Origin of the sequence: Campylobacter massiliensis, from assembly GCF_014253065.1 — a bacterium.
Taxonomy (GTDB): Bacteria; Campylobacterota; Campylobacteria; order Campylobacterales; family Campylobacteraceae; genus Campylobacter_A; species Campylobacter_A massiliensis.
The window spans coordinates 1,201,224-1,218,781 of record NZ_JACLZK010000001.1 but is presented as its reverse complement, the minus strand read 5'-3'; the positions used below and the strand labels follow the sequence as shown (position 1 = coordinate 1,218,781).

General features: G+C 48.0%; 19 protein-coding genes and 1 tRNA gene. 12 read left to right on the top strand and 8 right to left on the bottom strand.

The genetic code is table 11. The annotated features are described in order from the left end of the window. Positions 1–118: 118 nt before the first annotated feature. The 8 genes from H7R39_RS05860 to H7R39_RS05825 all read left to right on the top strand — a co-directional run bounded on the left by H7R39_RS05860 (position 119) and on the right by H7R39_RS05825 (position 6,987). Positions 119–820, top strand: coding sequence for a Bax inhibitor-1/YccA family protein (locus H7R39_RS05860; protein ID WP_185898348.1), 702 nt, complete (start codon positions 119–121; stop codon positions 818–820). Beyond that, complete coding sequence (locus tag H7R39_RS05855; protein ID WP_185898347.1) at positions 813–1,196, top strand: thiamine-phosphate pyrophosphorylase; 384 nt, start codon at positions 813–815, stop codon at positions 1,194–1,196. Before H7R39_RS05860 ends, H7R39_RS05855 begins: the two co-directional genes overlap by 8 nt. A 61-nt stretch (positions 1,197–1,257) precedes the next feature. Further along, positions 1,258–1,605, top strand: coding sequence for a preprotein translocase subunit SecG (secG, locus tag H7R39_RS05850; RefSeq protein WP_185898346.1), 348 nt, complete (start codon positions 1,258–1,260; stop codon positions 1,603–1,605). Between the two features lie 10 nt (positions 1,606–1,615). Next, positions 1,616–2,578: a polysaccharide deacetylase family protein gene (locus H7R39_RS05845; RefSeq protein WP_185898345.1), complete on the top strand. Its 963-nt coding sequence runs from the start codon at positions 1,616–1,618 to the stop codon at positions 2,576–2,578. Beyond that, the gene (gene frr, locus H7R39_RS05840) at positions 2,568–3,125 is read left to right on the top strand and encodes a ribosome recycling factor (RefSeq protein ID WP_185898344.1); all 558 of its coding nucleotides are present in this window, start codon (positions 2,568–2,570) and stop codon (positions 3,123–3,125) included. Before H7R39_RS05845 ends, frr begins: the two co-directional genes overlap by 11 nt. Positions 3,126–3,436: 311 nt before the next feature. Continuing rightward, positions 3,437–4,048, top strand: coding sequence for an orotate phosphoribosyltransferase (gene pyrE / locus H7R39_RS05835; RefSeq protein WP_185898343.1), 612 nt, complete (start codon positions 3,437–3,439; stop codon positions 4,046–4,048). Positions 4,049–4,780: 732 nt separating this feature from the next. Continuing rightward, on the top strand, positions 4,781–5,203 hold the full coding sequence (locus H7R39_RS05830; protein WP_185898342.1) for an RDD family protein: 423 nt from the start codon (positions 4,781–4,783) through the stop codon (positions 5,201–5,203). A 239-nt stretch (positions 5,204–5,442) separates the two neighbouring features. Continuing rightward, on the top strand, positions 5,443–6,987 hold the full coding sequence (locus tag H7R39_RS05825) for a type IV secretory system conjugative DNA transfer family protein (RefSeq protein WP_185898341.1): 1,545 nt from the start codon (positions 5,443–5,445) through the stop codon (positions 6,985–6,987). Positions 6,988–7,232: 245 nt separating this feature from the next. Here H7R39_RS05825 and H7R39_RS05820 read toward each other — a convergent pair whose 3' ends face one another. Then, the gene (locus H7R39_RS05820) at positions 7,233–7,841 is read right to left on the bottom strand and encodes a hypothetical protein (protein ID WP_185898340.1); all 609 of its coding nucleotides are present in this window, start codon (positions 7,839–7,841) and stop codon (positions 7,233–7,235) included. 57 nt (positions 7,842–7,898) lie between these two features. Beyond that, complete coding sequence (locus H7R39_RS05815; protein WP_185898339.1) at positions 7,899–8,636, bottom strand: hydroxymethylpyrimidine/phosphomethylpyrimidine kinase; 738 nt, start codon at positions 8,634–8,636, stop codon at positions 7,899–7,901. 142 nt (positions 8,637–8,778) lie between these two features. Between H7R39_RS05815 and H7R39_RS05810 the strand changes: the two genes are divergently transcribed. The 4 genes from H7R39_RS05810 to H7R39_RS05795 all read left to right on the top strand — a co-directional run bounded on the left by H7R39_RS05810 (position 8,779) and on the right by H7R39_RS05795 (position 11,269). Continuing rightward, entirely contained in the window at positions 8,779–9,609 is an 831-nt protein-coding gene (locus H7R39_RS05810; RefSeq protein ID WP_185898338.1) for a class I SAM-dependent methyltransferase, read from the top strand. Positions 9,610–9,782: 173 nt separating this feature from the next. Continuing rightward, positions 9,783–9,870 (top strand) — tRNA-Ser (locus H7R39_RS05805). 56 nt (positions 9,871–9,926) lie between these two features. After that, positions 9,927–10,616 (top strand): metallophosphoesterase, encoded by a 690-nt coding sequence (locus H7R39_RS05800; RefSeq protein WP_185898337.1) that lies wholly within the window; start codon positions 9,927–9,929, stop codon positions 10,614–10,616. Further along, entirely contained in the window at positions 10,613–11,269 is a 657-nt protein-coding gene (locus H7R39_RS05795) for a metallophosphoesterase family protein (RefSeq protein WP_185898336.1), read from the top strand. The genes H7R39_RS05800 and H7R39_RS05795 overlap by 4 nt, the downstream gene beginning before the upstream one ends. A gap of 80 nt (positions 11,270–11,349) precedes the next feature. Here the strand turns inward: H7R39_RS05795 and H7R39_RS05790 are convergent, their stop codons facing one another. From H7R39_RS05790 to H7R39_RS05765, 6 genes are all read right to left on the bottom strand, one after another. Next, positions 11,350–12,144 carry an undecaprenyl-diphosphate phosphatase gene (locus tag H7R39_RS05790; RefSeq protein ID WP_185898335.1) on the bottom strand — a complete coding sequence of 265 codons (795 nt, stop codon included), beginning with the start codon at positions 12,142–12,144 and terminating at the stop codon, positions 11,350–11,352. After that, the gene (locus H7R39_RS05785; RefSeq protein ID WP_228724732.1) at positions 12,144–12,320 is read right to left on the bottom strand and encodes a hypothetical protein; all 177 of its coding nucleotides are present in this window, start codon (positions 12,318–12,320) and stop codon (positions 12,144–12,146) included. Before H7R39_RS05785 ends, H7R39_RS05790 begins: the two co-directional genes overlap by 1 nt. 132 nt (positions 12,321–12,452) lie before the next feature. Beyond that, complete coding sequence (tkt, locus tag H7R39_RS05780; protein WP_185898333.1) at positions 12,453–14,366, bottom strand: transketolase; 1,914 nt, start codon at positions 14,364–14,366, stop codon at positions 12,453–12,455. A gap of 111 nt (positions 14,367–14,477) precedes the next feature. Then, on the bottom strand, positions 14,478–15,728 hold the full coding sequence (locus H7R39_RS05775; protein WP_185898332.1) for a pectate lyase family protein: 1,251 nt from the start codon (positions 15,726–15,728) through the stop codon (positions 14,478–14,480). 291 nt (positions 15,729–16,019) lie between these two features. Then, positions 16,020–16,184: a hypothetical protein gene (locus H7R39_RS05770; RefSeq protein WP_185898331.1), complete on the bottom strand. Its 165-nt coding sequence runs from the start codon at positions 16,182–16,184 to the stop codon at positions 16,020–16,022. Between the two features lie 3 nt (positions 16,185–16,187). Next, positions 16,188–17,459 (bottom strand): hypothetical protein, encoded by a 1,272-nt coding sequence (locus H7R39_RS05765; RefSeq protein ID WP_185898330.1) that lies wholly within the window; start codon positions 17,457–17,459, stop codon positions 16,188–16,190. Positions 17,460–17,558: the final 99 nt, after the last annotated feature.

Here is a 17,558-nt window from a genome sequence, read left to right as displayed (position 1 = left end):
GTTTCAAAGTTCGTTAAAATTTTTTAAAATGCTTTTCGCGCGTCAAATTCAGCGATCTTTTATATTTTATTTACCTATTTTTGGCTAAATTTGCATCAAAATTTAAAAAGGAGAAAAAATGAGTTTATATGACAGAAACTATGCAAACTCAAGAGAGCACGAGGTTGCGAGCGAATATTCGCAAAGCGCGCTTAGCACGTTTATCAAGCAAACCTATCAGCTTTTCGCAGCTTCGCTTTTAGCCGCCAGCGTCGGAGCTTACGTCGGGCTTTACAGCTCGCTGGGAGCTACGGTAGCGGGCAACTACTGGCTATTTGTGATACTTGAGCTAGGACTTTTGGTCGGTTTAATGTTTGCTAAACGCAAAGCGGGCTTAAATTTGATCCTGCTTTTTGCCTTTACTTTCGTTAGCGGACTTACGCTTACGCCTATTTTGGGACGCACTTTTGCGATGCCCGGAGGCGCGGCGATAGTGGCTCAGGCCTTTACGCTTACGACGGTAGCATTTGGCGGACTTAGCGTATTTGCGATGAACACCAAGCGCGACTTTACGACGTGGGGCAAGATGCTTTTCATCACGCTTATCGTTTTGCTCGTGGCTATGCTACTAAATTTATTCTTCCAAAGTCCGATTTTTCAGGTAGCGTTATCGTGCGTGGGCGCGGTTTTATTTAGCGCATATATCCTTTACGATACGCAAAATATCATCCGCGGTAACTACGAAACTCCGATCGAGGGCGCAGTTGATCTTTACCTTGATTTCTTAAATTTATTCGTTTCATTGCTTAGAATTTTAGGATTTTTTAATAGCGATGACTAACGAAGAGCGGCTCTACCGCGTAATAGACGCAAATTTAAACCGCTTAAAAGAAGGGCTTAGAGTCGTCGAGGACGTCAGACGTTACGGCTTTGACGACCTAGCCCTCGCTAAAAAAATCAAAAATCTCCGCCACAAAGCAAAAATCCCGCAAAAAGAATTCTTAAAATTTCGCGACGCCGCAAACGACGTGCTAAAACCGAGCCTAAAAGACGAGCAAATCCGCCTAAATTTGGACGATTTGCAAACCGCCAACATTAAACGCGCGCAAGAAAGTGCAAGGGTTTTAGAGGAGTGCTTTAAGCTCATCGACGTTAAAATTTCCGAGATTTTTAAGGCCGTACGCTACGAACTTTATGAGATAGAAAAAGAAATTTAACCCAAATTCAAAACTTTTTTAGTATAATCGCGACTAGTTTTGAAAATTTAAAAGGATTTTTATGGATTCGCTTTTTTTAGTATTGCAGTTTATTTTCGCGGTAGTTTTAACGATCGCCGTTTTGCTTCAGAAAAGCTCCTCTATCGGACTAGGCGCGTATAGCGGTAGCAACGAAAGCCTATTTGGCGCAAAAGGACCGGCCGGGTTTTTGGCTAAATTTACCTTCGTAGTGGGCGTTTTATTTATCCTAAATACCCTAGCGCTAAGCTATGTTTACAACACGCAAAGCAGCAAATCTCTCATAGATAGCGTCGATACTTCGTCGCTACCTGCGGCTCCAGAGGCAGTCGTTCCGCAAGCTCCTAGCGCTCCAGCAGTCCCTGAGGCTCCGTCAAGCGAGCTAAAATAAGGCGCATCCGGTGAAAAAAATAGTTTCCGCCCTCGCATTTTTTGCGGCGGCGCAGTTTGCACTTGCGGACGCGCATATCTTTAACTATCACAGATTTGACGACGATAGACACCCGAGTACCAACATCTCTAGCAAAAATTTACGCGAACAGTTTGACTATTTTAAAGAAAAAGGCTACGAGGTCATCCCGCTTTCAAAGCTCGTAGACGCGATAAAAAACGGCGAGCCGGTATCGGATAATTGGGTCGTTTTAACGGTAGACGACGGCTACAAGAGCTTTTACGAAAAAGGCTTGCCGATATTTTTAGAGTACGGATATCCGTTTGCGCTGATGATCTACGTCGAGGCCACCGCACGAAAATACGGCGACTTTATGACCTTTGAGCAGATTAAAGAGATAGAAAAATACGGCGAAGTCGGCTATCACTCATACGGTCACTTGCATATGGTCGGTCTTAACGAGGAAAAACTAAAAAACGACTTTGAGGACGGCATAAGTAAATTCGAAAAAAATATGGGCTACAAACCGCGATATTTCGCCTATCCTTTCGGCGAATATAACGACAGGGTACGCGACGTCGCGATAGAACACGGCATCGAGGTGATACTCAGCCAAAACTCGGGCGCAGTCGCGGCAGATAGCGATCTGCACGAACTAGATAGGATCCCTGCGATGAACGGCACGCACCTACCGTCCGCGCTTGCGAGCAAATTTCTAAAAGCCGAATGGATACTGCCCCAAGACTATCCAAAAGACAATAAAATCAGCGAGATAATCATCAAAACCGATGAGAATGCGACGCACGGATACTTCTCAATGACGGGACAGCAGACAAAAAAGGTCAAGCTTGAAAACGGACAGATGACGCTTAAATTTAACAAGCCGATCGACCGATACAAAGTCAGAATGAGCCTTAAAGTAAACGGAAAAACGACGACCAAAATTTTAGTAAAGGATATAAATGCTGAATGAAATTTATAAAAAGCAAAAAGAGCATAGCGACAAGTGCATAGACGGCTTAAAACGCGACTTTAGCACGCTTCGCACAGGCAAGGTAAATATAAGCATAGTCGATAATATTTACGTGGATTATTACGGTAGCCAAACCCCGCTAAACCAAGTCGCCACCGTACTAACGAGCGATGCTAGCACCATAAGCATCACGCCGTGGGAAAAACCGATGCTAAAAACCATCACAGCAGCGATCTCTGCGGCAAATATCGGCGTAAATCCGAACAACGACGGCGAGAGCGTGAAGCTATTTTTCCCTCCGATGACGGTCGAGCAACGCCAAGAAAACGCAAAGCACGCTAAGGCATTTGGCGAGAAAGCCAAAGTCAGCATCAGAAACATCAGAAAAGACGCTAACGACGAGGTAAAAAAGCTAGAAAAAGATAAAGCTATCACCGAAGACGAGAGCAAAAAAGGGCAAGACGAAGTCCAAAAGATCACCGACAGCTACACGTCAAAGATCGACTCGCTCGTAAAAGAAAAAGAGAGCGAACTTTTAAAAGTTTAAAATTTACATACGGCTCGTCAAATTTAACGAGCCGCTTCTTTTATAAAAACCCTCCGCTATTTCGCGTTTAGCATAAATTTTAGTCCGCTTTTACTACACCCAAAAGTACGTTTATCTATTTCGTCCAAATTTTAAATTTATCATACCATGCTCGCTTTTACCAAAATTTATATCCAAATTTAAAATTGCTAGCCATTTTTGCTCGGCAGAGGCTTATAATAACGTAAAATCGCAAGACATGAAAAGCTCAAAAAATAGTAGCTTAAGCGCGCTTAGGGTAAAATTCGCTCAAATTTTACAAAGGAAAAACGATGGATTTAGAGAAAATTTACAAGGACGCGGGCGCGTTTTTGCAGGGGCATTTTTTGCTTAGCAGCGGCAACCACTCGCAGTTTTATCTCCAAAGCGCCAAAGTGCTCGAGGATCCGCAGTTAGCAGGCGCACTAGCTGACGAACTAGCCGCCGTCATCGAAAAATCGGGCGTAGAGTTTGACAGCGTCTGTTCGCCCGCTCTAGGCGGCATTTTGGCCGGCTACGAGCTAGCTCGCGCGGCAAAAAAGCGCTTTATCTTTACCGAGCGAGTCGAGCGCGTGATGAGCCTGCGACGCGGCTTTGAAGTGCAAGACGGCGAGCGATTCGTCGTCTGCGAGGACATCATCACCACGGGCGGCTCGGCGCTAGAGGCCGCGCGCGTGATCGAGAGCCTAGGCGGCAAGGTCGTGGCGTTTGCCGCACTTGCCAATCGCGGCTTTTGCAAGGTCGCAAATTTAGCGGGCAGCGTCGCTAAAGCTAGCGCCAAACTACCCGCTGACAAGCCGTTTTTCGCACTTGGAAACTTTGAGTTTGAGATTTACGAACCCGCAAATTGCCCACTCTGCGCCGACGGAAGCAAGGCGATAAAACCGGGCAGCAGAGGCAACTAAATTTATTAAATTTGGCGGCTACGTTTGATTTAGCCCCGCAAATTTGGACGGATTTTGCAGGCGTAAATGAATGCAAACCGATCGCAAATCAAATTTGACTCGGCCGTGTTGCGTTCCGCGATATTTTAAGCGATAAATTTGACGATAAACGAAACCCGCCGCTACGTTTTTGCAAGCCGCAATCGGAGCGAAATTAAATTTACGCTGCCGTCTTGTGCATTTAGCGGCAACCGTCAAATTTAGATTTAGGTAAATTTACGTCCGCAAAAAGTGCGTCCTAAAATTTATAAATTTAAACGCGGCGCATAGTTTCGGCAATAGATAAATGCCGAGTTTTGCTTACGGCTTGATAAACGATGCGGGGCGGGCGATAAATCAAGCGCAAGCAGGCCTAGTAAAAACATGCGAGACGAAAATTATCGATCATCGCAAACAGCTGCACAGCCAAAAACGAACAAAGACGCGGCGGTACCCATAAAAATTGCGCCGCACCGAGAAAATACATAATTGGGCCGCAACCAAGGCTCCGTTTATGTGCGGAGCAAGGTCGGCCGATAAGACGGCACAAGCGGCGGGCGCGAGGAAACGAGCCGTAAATTTACTGTACGGAAACGAGAGTTCGTAAAAGTAGGCCGTAAATCGCTACAACACATAAATTTGGGCGCTAGCGAGCAAATTTGACGCTCAAAATCCAAAACGAGCGCCTGGAATAAAGCATAAAAAGGAGTAAATTTGGCAAAACAAAAAGCGCGACTAGCCGGCATCGGTGCGCGAGCAAAGGCCTTTATAGTCGATCTTTTTTTGATCGGCATGCCGATATATTACCTCACGACCTATGTTTTTTTGGGCGGCAAGGACGACTTTTTACGCAACCAAACCGCGATATTTGCGGCAAATCTCGCAGTCGGCCTTATCTGCTGCACCTTTTTTGCGATCAAAGCCCAGACGCCCGGCTACCGCTCGCAAAACATCTATCTCATCGACCTGCGCAGCGGCCGCAAGCTCGGCTTCATACGCATTTTGCTCCGCTACGTCTGCTTTTTGCTCGCGGGAGTTAGCATCGTCGGGCTTTGCCTCTGCTTTTTCCGCAAGGACGCGCTAAATTTACACGATCTACTCACGCACTCGGCCGCCGTTTGCAAAAAAGCCGAGTAAATTTAGCCTGCTTTTTTGGCAAATTTGAGCTAAATTTGTAGCGGTTATTTTTAGCGAGTCCGCGCTCGTTTTTATTAGCCCAAATTTGACGCCGGATTTACGTCTAGCATTTTGCGGTGCGGGTTTTGCAGGCTAGCTTCGTATCTCGCCTCAAAGGCAAAATTTGACGCCTCCGCCGCCCCGTCAAATTTAAATCTTTAAACCAAATTTCGTTACAATCGCCCCCGATAAGGAAAAATATGCAAAAAATAATGGGATTTACGAGAACGCGGGAAAACGCGGAGAAAAAAGGCGCGCTGATACCTAGCGACTTCACGCACGCGGCTATCATCGGAGAGACGGGCAGCGGCAAGACGACGGCGATGATATATCCGAATTTGCTTGACCGCATGCAAAACGGCTACGCGGTGTTCGCAGTGGATTATAAAGGCGGCGAAAGCGCCAAGATCAAGGCTCTAGCGCGCAGAGCGGGGCGTCTAAAAGACGTCGTAAGCGTAGGAGCGAGACTAGACGCGCCGATAAATCTCATCGCCTCGATGAAACCGCGGGACTTTAAAAACTGCGTGAAAAAGCCGATGGAATCAAGAGAAAAGTTTTGGGAGGAGTTTGGCTCGAGCATCGCGACGGAGTTTTTTAAGGTGCTAAAGGCGCTTAAAATTTTCGCTAAAAAAATCACGCCGCTAAACGACTGCTACGGGGACGCGTTTTATGCCGACGTGCGCACGCTCGCGCGGGATTTTACCTTTGACGTCGCTACGATACTGCGCCTCTCGCAAGACCTAGAAAAGATGCTCGAGTTTAAAGACGCGCTGAGCCTCATCTGCGACAATCTCGACTCCTCGACGCTAAATTTCACCCGCGAGACGATAATGATAAACCGCGCGTTTTTGGCCACCGCGGACGAGTTTTTGGACGCGACGAGCCGCTACAAGGATATCGGCGACGAACGCACGAGAGATGATTTTCGCAACTACTCGATGATGATGTCGCCGTTTCTTGGCCTCATGAACGACGACTCGCTAAACGGCGACGGCGAGGGCGCTGCGGGCGACGCGAGTATCGCAGGGCTGCTAAATAGCGGCAAGATCGTGATATTTAACGCCGCTAGCTGCGACAAAAGCGCGCTAAGCTTCCTGTTAAACAGCTTCCTGCCAGAGCTTTTAAAACGCGTAACGATGAAGCAAAAAAGGCCCATTAGCCTATTTCTCGACGAGTCGGCGAAGCTGCTAAGCGAGAACACCGAGCTAAACGAAGAGATCCTGCGCGAGTGCGAGGTGGAGCTGGTGCTGGCGTTTCAAAACGAATTTTTGCTCAAACGCGCGATCGGCGGCACGGCGTACGAGGCGCTGATAGGCAACCTCACCAACCGCTACTTCATGCGCAACAAGGACGTCGTGAGGCTGGGCGGCAGCGAGGTGGACTGCTCGACACTGGAGAAATTCGAGTGCGTGCTAGAGGGCGACAAGATCGCACTAGAGCCTATTTTCATAGACGAGGCGGAGTGTCTGCAAGCGCAGCTGGAGTTTGAGCACGAGAACCGCTTGCACGAGCGACTGCTGGGCAAAATTTATGAAAACCGCGTGATAGAGTTTGACGAAGAGATCGTGGATGACGGCAAAATTTGGGTGCGAGACATAGATACGGGCGAGCGCGAATGCGTGTTTTTTAGCGACGAGGTGCTAAATATCGGCCCGCAAGATATCTATAAACGCCCGCCAAATACCGGCGGCTACAACATCTCGCTTGACGACGGCACGGACGATGCGCAGATAAGCTTTAGGTAAATTTGGCTGCGACTAAGCGGGAGTGCGGGTTAAATTTGACCGAACGAGCAAGCAAATTTGACCACAATTTTAGGTCAAATTTGCCGCCGTTATCTGTATCCAAATTTAACGAGTAAGCCGAGAAATCCGCTCGCTAGCAGTCAAATTTAACAAACCGCCCGCAATTTTATCTCTCCTTGTTTCGGGTCAAATTTAGTCGCCAAACCAAACCCCAAATTTAAAGCGTAAATCTAAAATTTAGATTTTTATCTACGCTTTATATTTTTGCCGTCTTTACTTACGCACATAAAATCCACGGTAGCCCCGCCGTCATAAATCAAAGCTACGCCGTCTGAATGAAATCTATCCTCGCAGCCCGCTTCCTTGTCGCCTCGCAGTATCTCGTCCGAAGCGTCGTCAAAAATCTCGTAATACGAGCCTCCAAAGCCATCACTCCGATAATAAATCGTCGTTTTGCGCTCGCCTCCAAACGCCTCGTTGCCCCAGATTCTTACGCCTATGACGTTTGCGCTTTTTAGTTTGGCTTTTAGTTCGCCGAAAGTCTGCTCGTCCCAGCCCAGTATCCGCAGAGGTTCCTGCACGCTCGTTCGCTCATCTACGCGGATGAAGCTCGCGGTTTGGTTTTTATCGGCACTCACGGCGCTAAACGTCTCAACCCGGGCTCCGTCCAAGCGCAGGTCAAACCAAACTCCGCGAGGCCTAATCTCGCGCGCAAAATCGCGCAATGCTAAAATCTCGATACGATTTTTTTCGTAGTTTCGCGCCAGCTCCCGTCCGTCGTATAAATTTAAGTAGACGGCCGCCACTGCGATTAGAAAAATAATAATAAAAGACGCTTTGCGGCTTATACTCATAAATCCTCGCAAATTCTTTTGTTCTTACACTAATTTACGGCGTCATGCACGCTAAATTTAAAATTTAACCCCGTGATTTAGCAGTTTTCTCATGCCTAGATTCGTGTCGATGCCGGTGATTATGGCGTTGTAGATGTATTCTTTGCCTTGTTGGATGGCGCCCTCTAGGCTCTCACCGCGAGCGAGTAGGCAGGCTAGCGAGCTAGAAAACGTGCAGCCCGCGCCGATGATAACCAGCGGATCGGCTAGCGGCGTCTCAAAATTTTGCACGCTGCCGTCCTTGCGGTAAAGCGTGTCGATGCTTTTGCCAGCGACGATGTGCTTTTTCACGATCACGTTGCACGGCAAATTCGTAAAATCATCGCCGAAAAGTACGTCTGCTTCGCGCAGGTTCGGCGTCGTGACGGCGGCAAATTTCATTAGTTCTTTTAGCCGCTCGATGGCGCTATCTTTGATGAGTTTATGCCCCATTTTCGAGACGCAGACGGGATCTAGCACCACGGGAGCGGAGTTTTTTTCTAAAAAGCTCTGCACGACGTCCATGATAGGCTCGTTAAAGAGCATGCCGATCTTGACGGCGTCGAAGCTAAACTCCGCCGAGAGCATCTCAAGCTGATCGGCGATGAACGAGGGATCTAGCGAGACGATATTTTTGATCTTGTCCGTGTTTTCGGCCGTTAGCGCCGTGACCGCGGTCGCGCTATAGCAGCCAAAGTGCGCACACGCCTTGATATCGGCTTGTAGGCCTGCGCCACCGTTGCTGCACGAGCCTGCGATGATGAGGATTTTTTTCATTTTTTGCCTTTTTTCGTTTTTTAAAGCCGTATTATAAACGACATTGCATTAACGGCGAGTTAAACGCTAAATTTTATAAATTTTTAAAGCCGTTTGCACTACAATTTCTATAAAGATTATCAAAATAAAAAGGAAAAACGAGATGGAAAAGATCGCATTTGCAGATATCGTCTCCGAAACGCTACTTATAAATTTATACTTTAGAAGCAAGGAAAACGAGGAAGCCCGCCCCATACTAAAAGACGAATTTTCAGGTGACGTCGTGAGCAGGATCGATTATGATTTCGCCAAATTTGACCGCTCGACGCTAAGCAGGGTCGGCACGGTGATACGGGCGAGGTTTTTTGACGACTGCATACTTAAATTTACGCGCGAGCACCCGGACGCCGTCATCGTTCAAGTTGGCGCCGGGCTTGATACCAGGCCTCTTAGGCTAGCTCCGCTCTGCCCAGAGGCGACCTTTTACGACCTTGATTTGCCGGACGTCATAGCCCTTCGCGATAAGCTCGTGCCAAAAGCGCCGCGAAACTACAGCCTACCCTGCTCGATGCTAGAAACCGCGTGGATGGACGAGTTAGCCAGAAAGCACGCGGGAGAGGAGTTTGTTTTCGTGCTAGAAGGCGTGTCGATGTTTTTTGAAAAGCCGATTTTTCGGGAGTTTTTCTTAAATTTGGCAGCGCGATTTAGCGGGCTGGTGCTGGTCGATCTACTCAACGACTTCGCGACAAAAATGAATACACGCAAACACGACACGCTAAAATTTATGAAAGAGGAGGTAAAAATCAAGATGGGTATCGCGGGCGCGGACGAGGTCGAGGCGTGGGATAAAGAGCGCATAAAGTGCCTGGAAATCGGCACGATGATGAATATGTACAAACACCGCTGGGGGCTAGTCGGTCGCGCGATGAGCTGGATAAAGCCGTTTCGCGAGGCGTGCAGGATGTTTGTTTTCGCTCTGGGTAAGCGCGGATAAATTCGCTCAAATTTAAGCTAAATTTGGCAGCAAATTTGACGCTTTTGCACCCTAACCCGCACCTTTATGGCGCTAAGACGTTACGCGCGCTAAATTTGACGCCGCCATAAAACGCGATCAAACTCAAATATAAGTTTGCGCTTATTAAATTTTAGCTATAATCCAGGCTTCATAGATGGGTGTCCGAGCGGTTGAAGGAGCACGCCTGGAACGCGTGTAAAGTGCAAGCTTTCGAGGGTTCGAATCCCTTCCCATCTGCCATAATCTTATAAAACTTAACCCAAAAATTTTCCACAAATTTAACGCAAGAACAAAAAATGATAAAGATAAAACACATAAACGAAGATGATTACGCGCGGATTTTCGTATTCGGCGATATGCACGGCTGCCTCAGGCTTTTTAACCTGATGATTAAAAAGATAAATTTGACCAAAAAGGATTTGGTTATTATTTTAGGCGATAGCTGCGACCGCGGCGAGGATACGATAGGGCTTTACAAAAGATACGCTGAGCTCGTTAGAAACGGATACGCGCTGATCCACGTGCTGGGAAATCACGAGAAAATGATGATGGACGGATATTTCGGCGGCGACTCGCTGGATCACCAAATTTGGCTTAGAAATGGCGGCGATAAAACCAAAAGATCGATCTACAAGCGAAATTTAAACAGTTTCGCGCTCTCGTGGCTCAAGGATTTTATCAGCGATATGCCCCACGTCGTAAGCTCTGAAGAAAGCATATTCGTCCACGCAGCCTTTGACGGCGAAAAAAGCGAAGAGGAGCAGGACGAGGACTACGTACTATGGAGTATCGAGCCCTTTTGGGAGAGTAATAATACGGGCAAGCGGATATTTCACGGGCACGTCGCAAGCGAAGAAAATAGAATAACCAGGCGCGCAAACGACGTCTTTTCGATGGACGTAGGGGTCGTGTTTTTCAAGCGCCTAGTTATCATGGAGATAAAAAGCGGCGAGAAATTTGAAGCGGATTTAAAGGAGCAAAAATGATTTATTTTACCTCCGATTTGCATTTCGGACATAGCAATATCATGAAATTTCATCCGTGCTTTAGGCCTTTTTCTAGCGTAGAGGCGATGGACAAGGCGCTCATTCGCCTCTGGAACGATAGAGTAAATCCCTGCGACACGGTCTATAATATAGGCGATCTAAGCTTTCACAAGGATATGCAGACTAATATATCCATATTTAGCAAACTAAACGGCAAGCACGTCCTAGTGCTAGGCAATCACGATGAAGCGATAAAAAAGCATAAAGACGAGCTGCTAGCTATGAAAAAAGAGGACGGCAACGCGCTGTTTGAAGAAATTTGCGAATACAAAGAGATCACCGTGCAGCACGGGCAGGATAAATTTCGCCTCGTGCTCTTTCACCATCCGCTAGCCGAATGGAACGCAGGTCATCACGGCGCGATCCAGCTCTACGGCCACATCCACGCAAATATCGCAAACATAAAAGGCAAGGCGCTAAACGTCGGCTACGACCTGCACGGCAAGATTTTGAGCTTTGAGGAAATTTATGGTTTCGTTAAAGACCAACCGCCTTTTGAACATAGCAAACACAGGATGTTTAGCGAGGAAGATAGCATGGAAAGTAGAAACAAAAGGATAAGAGAGGTTTTAGAAAAGCTAAATTTTGACTGACCTTAGTCAAATTTGCGCTTTAAATTTACAAAGCGAATTTGGGCCGCAAATCTTAAATTTGAGCCCAAATTTAGCTACCTTTATAAAAATATCGCAAACAAAAATACGCCCAAAATCATGCGGTAGATAACAAACGGCAGCATACTGGCTCGCGCGATCAGCGCCATAAATAGCCGCACGCAAAGATACGCGCTAAGGCCGCTAACCGCCGCGCCGATAGCAAGGTCACTCCAAGGCAGCGCGTCCGGGGTTTTTATTAGTTTTACCGCCTCGAGTCCGCCTGCTAGCACGATAACCGGGATCGAGAGCAAAAACGAGAAATTCGCGCTTGCGCTGTGGCTAAAGCCAAGCATCAGTGCCGCCGTCATCGTCACGCCCGAGCGCGAAACGCCGGGTATCAGCGCGATCGCCTGCGCTAAACCCACGATGAGAGCGAGCTTGATCGTCATTTCATATTCGGTTTTTAGGCCTGATTTTTTGTCCGCGACGTAGAGCGCGATACCGAAAATTATCGTCATCGCCGCGATCACGAGTCCGTTTCTAGCGTACTGCTCGATGGCGTCATTAAACGCCAGGCCAAAAAGCCCCACCGGCACGGTCGCAAAGCCGACCGACCACACGAGCGTGCTGTCGCCGACCTTCTCGCGTCGCGCGATAGACGCGAAAAAATCGCGCATAAGCCCCGCAAGTCTGTCTTTAAAATAAAAAAGTATCGCCGCTAGCGTGCCTACGTGAACGGCGACGTCAAAGGCAAGCCCCTGATCCGCCCAGCCAAGTAGCTTTGGCACCAGCACGAGATGCGCCGAGCTAGAGATCGGTAAAAACTCGCTAATGCCCTGAACTAGGGCCAAAACTATGATATGCGAAAGCTCCATCACGCGGCCTTTTGGTTAAATTTAATCGTATTTTGCGCGCTAAATTTGATTTTATCTTGAGCATAAATTTGCTTGCTCAAGCCTTTTTGCGCGTCAAATTTACCCGCGCCGCGAGCTAAATTTAAGATGAAATTTTCGTCGGCGAATCGCCCTGCTTTTTGCCTATATTTTTGCAAACTTTTCCTTTTTATAAATTTGATTTTGCCACGAGCAGACCGCGTAAATTTGATGCGGGTCTTGCCCGGCATGAGTTCTCAAATTTGACGCCTCCAGCCTAAGCCAAAACCGTCAAATTTAAGAGGCTAAATTTACTTCGCCGTTTCCTGTGCAAATTCCGCGATCTTTTCAGGCGTAAAGCCGAAGTATTCGAACAATGCGCCCGCCTTGCCGCTCTCGCCGAAGCTCTTCATCGAGTAAATTTCACCCGCAAATTTATACCACTCCAGCGCGCTTGCGGCTTCGACGGCGATGATTTTAGTTTGCGGATCTAAAATTTTATCCACGTACTCGCGCGGCTGCTCGCAAAGCAGGTCAAAGCACGGCGCGGATACGACGTTCGCGCCGATACCGCGAGCAGCTAAAATTTCAGCCGCCTTGACGCAAAGCTCCACCTCGCTGCCGCTAGCTATTAGCGTGATTTTGGCGTTTTGCGCGCGTTTTAGCAGATACGCGCCGTTTTCTACGCTGCCAAATTCGCCTTTTTCAAGCGGAGCTAGGCCTTGGCGGCTTAGCACGAAGGCGCTTGGAGCGCGTAAATTTAACGCCGCCTTCCAGCAAAGCGCGTTTTCGTTGCCGTCGGCCGGACGGAAGGTGTAAAAATTCGGCATCGCGCGAAGCGTGCTAAGCTGCTCGATAGGCTGATGCGTCGGGCCGTCCTCGCCTACGCCGATGCTGTCGTGCGTAAAGATAAAAAAGTGCCTAACGCTCATCAGCGAAGCGATACGCGCAGACGGCTTTAGATAGTCGCTAAATATAAAAAACGTCGCGCTAAACGGCAAGAAAAGCCCGTATCTAGCGATCGCGTTGTTTATCGCGGCCATGGCGTGCTCGCGGATGCCGTAGTGGATGTTGCGTCCGTTAGGGAAGTCGCCCATGCCCTTTAGCTCGGTTTTGTTTGACGGCGCCAGATCCGCGCTACCTCCGATAAAGCCAGGTAGTGCCCGAGCGATCTCATTCATGATGATGCCGTTACTATCGCGCGTGGCTAGCTTTTTGCCGCTAAAATCAGGAAAATTTATCTTGCTAAAATCGGGATTTAGCAGCGAGTTGAGCATATTTTTGCTTTCACTGCTTAGATTTTCTACCTTTTTGTTCCACTGAGCTTCGGCTAGGTCGCCCTTTTCTAGCGCGGCGCGGAAGCGAATCAGCACGTCCTCGTCGATGGCAAATTTACGCTCAGGATCAAAGCCGGCTACGATTTTAGCGGCCTTTATGATCTCCTCGCCAAGCGGCGCGCCGTGGCTATGGTGACTACCCTCTAGCTCGCCCGCGCCCTTTGCGATGCGGGTGTTTGCGATAATGAGATACGGGCGCTCCTTCTCCGTGGCTTGCTCGAGCGCAAACTCGATCTGATCGTAGTCGTGACCGTCGATGCGAGCGACGTCCCAGCCCTGCGCCTCAAACCTCGCCTTCACGTCCTCGCTCCAAGCGATGCTCGTGTCGCCCTCGATCGTGATGTTGTTGGAGTCGTAGATCAGCACGAGGTTGTCTAGGTGTAGGTTGCCCGCGACCGCACAGGCCTCGTAGCTGATGCCCTCCTGCAAGTCTCCATCGCCGCAGAGGCAGTAAATTTTATGATCGATGACGGCGTTTTCCGGTTCGTTTAGCAGATTGGCCGCGTATTTTGCCGCCATAGCAAAGCCCACTGCGTTTGCCACGCCCTGCCCTAACGGTCCGGTCGCTACTTCGACGCCTTTGGTGTGGATCTCGGGGTGGCCAGGGGTTTTAGAGCCTAGCTGGCGGAAGTTTTTTAGATCATCAAGGCTAAGATCATAGCCGCTAAGATGCAAAAAGCTATACACGAGCGAGCTTGCGTGACCGCCGCTAAATACGAGCCTATCGCGGTTTAGCCAGTTTGGATTTTTAGGATTGTGATTTAGAAATTTAGCCAGCACGACCATGACGTCGGCTAGCCCCATCGGCGCGCCAGGATGCCCGCTGTTTGCCTGCTGCACCATATCCGCGCATAAAAACCTTATCGTATCCGCCATCTTTTTTAGCATTTTTTCTCCTTAGTTTTTATGCGATTATACGAAAATTCGGCTTAAATTTTACGCTTTTAACGCCGCCGTAAATTTTAAAAACTCGGCGAAATTTTCCTTTTCTCTTTTTAATTATTTAGCAACATCTAGTTTGCCAGTGCCTGCGTTTTGATTTACCTCGTTTTGGACGTCTGAGGCTTTGAGGAGCTCAAATTTATATGGAGGCTCAAATGGCGGCTTAGTTAGCTTTTCGCAAACGCTGCCTTTTTTTGAAAGGTCTATATTGCCGCTTTCAAAAATGGTGCCTTTGTTACACTTGTAGCTTATTTTGACGCCATTTGTAAAGTAGTTGTTTTGAGCGTATATTAGTGAGCCAAAGCGCACTCCAATGGCGTATTTTTGGTCATAAAAGCCATCTTTTGAGTCGTAAAAGTTGTTATAGACGTGCACCTTTGCATTGCGTGCCATAGGTAAGCGTTGCGCGCAGTTGTCAAAAATGTTATGAGCGACCGTTATCGTCCTTGTTTCGCTGCTGCCGTCTGAGTCTCTTGAGCCTATTAGCATCGTTTTGTCGTGGTTTTCAAAAATGTTGTGCGAGATCGTGATAGCCGCACTATCTCCCTTGATGTCGCATAGTCCGTCGTAAGTCTGCCATTTAGTAAGCTCTCCGCCTGCTAAATGCACATGACCAAGCTCGACCGTGTCCTTAAAATGGCAGTGATCTATCCAGATGTTTTTGCTTGACTCTATGCTAACGCCGTCATATTGCGCGTTAAAGCCGTCATTTTTTTGTACATCTGGAAATGGATCAAAAGCATCTAGGATATTCATGTTGCGGATCGCGATATTTTGGACATTTTTTAGCAAAAGCGAGCCGCCTTTTATGCCTGAGTTTTCGCCTAGGCCGATTATTGTGGTGTTGCTAGCTACCGGCACTACTATGAGCTTTTCCCATTCGTTGGCTAAATTTTTGCGAAGCGCTGCTAACTTTGGATCTTGTGAACCGTCTAAATTTGCACGGCATGAAGCGCCGTAAGCCTGCATAAATTTGGCATAAGAGCTAAACTCGCCACCGCTAATCTCACTTATAAATTTATCCAGCCCCTCGCTATTGCCATTTTGTGGAATCTTGCCTTCGCTAAGGTCTATGAGGCCATCCACATAGATGACGTAATCACCCATTTGAGCGTATTTTACGAGCTCTTGCCTATCTTTTACGACGACTTCTTTACTCTCTTTGCCGGCGTATCCGCCAAAATTTTGCTCTGCACCAATGCTAGCGTAACCAAAGGGCGAGTCGCTTGCTTTTATCTCGCCTGCTTGAGCTAGAGCACCAAATGCAAATAACGAAGAAACGGCTAGAAACAATATCTTTTTAAACATCTTTAGCCTCCCAAATTTGGCTTTTTATTTTTGATCTTCTGTTAGAAAATCGCTGCCGAATTTTATTTTGACTCATTAAATTTAGTGTAAGGCTTTTATAAATTTTTAGTAAAAGCGAAATTCAGCGGCGAGTACCTTGCAAAACGCGTAAACCACTTCGCTTACGCAAAGACGCGCTTACTTTCAGCCGACAAAACTCAAATCTAGTTTCCGTCAAAACCCGCGCAGATACCGCCTTCTTTAAATTCGTAAATTTTAACTAGGCTTGACTTGCAGTTTCTCGTTGCCACTTCACTCGCGCCCTCCGACATTTAGTCCCGCGACCGTAAATGCGCCGTCTTGGGCCTTATATATGTCGCCCAGCATTACGGATAGCTTCTTGCCCTCTTGCTTGGTTAACGTAAAGACGATCTTTTCGCCGTTTTTTAAAAAATGCGCAAAATTTGAACGATACACGGCTCACTCGCGAGACGGCTCGCACTTTTCGTAAAACCACTCGAGCGTCTCGCTTAGCTTAAACTCGTCGCCGTCTAAAAAGTACTGCTTGCTGCTTTTGATCGCGTTTTCGCCCGCGGCTACGTAGTCGCCGATGAAGCCGCGATCCATGACGTCGCGCGCTAAAATATCCCGCTCAAAGGCGTTTATCGTCTTTTGCGTTTCGCGCCATTTGCCGCTCTCATCTGGCTCACGAAGCGCTGAGGATAGGTTATTTCCCACTTCGTCGTAGACGTAGACGTACTCGCGCCGTTCGCCGTCCAACGTCTCGCGATTTTTTATCAAATTACCGCGCGCGTCGTAGCTAAGCTCGTTTTCAAACACTATCTCCCAGCGCTGCGACTCCTCGCACCAAAATGACGATGCGGAGTATTTTTGCCGACCTTGCTCGGTCTCCTCGCGCACGTTTTTATAGCAGCCGTTCCACTCGCTCTTTGCGGCGTCCCAGCGACATCTAAGATCGGTAAAACGCCTAAATTCGGGCTCTATTTTTTGCACCGTCCTCTCCTGTGGTCGCCACGCGTCCTCTTTCCACGTAAAATTTATCTCGGTGCGCATTCCGTCCGCAGCCGTAAAGGCCACGTGCTTCGTCTGCGGCACCCATTTGCCCTGCCACCTATAGCCCTCGGAGCTCGCATAAACGTCGCCTTTGTAACGATATATAGATTTTTCGTACGGAGTCCATTTTTTGGCTTTGGCGCTCCACTCAAAGGTCGCTACGAGCGTGGTTTTGTGATTTTCGTCATAAAGTCTTTTGATTAGATACGTCGGCGTCCATTTGCCGTTTTTTAGAGTGAAATTTTGAGAGATTTCCGTCGCGCCCGTTCGCTTTTCGACGGTTTTTTGACCTTGGTTTAGCTTGCCGTTTTGACCGCGGGTATCAATAAAAACAAACGCGCCGTCCTTTGTCCTCTCTGTTTTTGAGAACCCTGCTTTGTGCCATTTGCCGGCTCTAAAGTCCCACTCGTACTCAATGCTGCCTATCTCGCGCTCGCCTCTTTCGTCAAATTTGACAATGCTTTTCGTCCTGCGCCTGCCGTCGTCGTTGATTTCGTCGTAGATTTTTTCTAGCACGCGAGCCTTCGCGTCGTAAGCTTGGCTCGTTTCGTATTTGTAGCGCGGCACGGCGTCGCCCTGTGTTTTATAGATAGTCTTTTTTAGGCAAATTTCGCCCGACGCAGCTAGCGGCAAGGTCCAAATCGCCGCCATCGCCGCCGCTTTCCAAAAAAATCTCACATTCGCTCCTTTTTAAATTTAGCCGCCCAAACGGCGTCAAATTTGATGCGAAAGCAAAATTTAACGAGCTAAATTTGACGCTCGGGCGCTTGTTAAATT